This window comes from Roseibium sp. AWQ4_254, from assembly GCF_056161025.1.
Window position 1 is genome coordinate 1 of the sequence record NZ_JBSWYH010000112.1, and the last position, 400, is coordinate 400.

1 protein-coding gene is annotated in these 400 nt (G+C 53.8%); it reads right to left on the minus strand.

All coding sequences use genetic code 11. The features are described 5' to 3' along the window. Positions 1-58 precede the first annotated feature (58 nt). On the minus strand, positions 59-400 hold a 342-nt coding region (locus tag ACXAIC_RS24845; RefSeq protein ID WP_475187136.1), incomplete at its 5' end, for a hypothetical protein.

The following is a 400-nucleotide window of genomic DNA, read 5'->3' on the forward strand; positions in this document are numbered from 1 at the left end:
GATCAATCCGATCCGGGGCAAAAACGCGGGCCTCATGGCTGAAAGCCGTCGGGACGCCTCAAAATAGCGGGTTGTTGCGGGTGCCCAGCTTACTGATTGGTTTGCTTCTGCGGATCACGTTGAGACACTGATCCTGGACGATGGCTACATTACCCTTGCTGATCTGTTTACGGCTTAAGCCAATCTGACTTTGTGACGTTGTAAAGCGAGAGGGGCGAGCATGGAAAATTCCATGTTCGTCCCTCTTTATTTGCGGAGGTTTGAGCATCTTCGTGTCCGCCCGGTGAAGCCGGTCTTCATGGCGGCCAGGCGCTCTGTTACGCTGCTTTTGCAGCGTAACACCAAGGCATGAGTTCGTTGATGCGATTGATCTTGTGGTCGGCGATTTGTGCCAGAACCC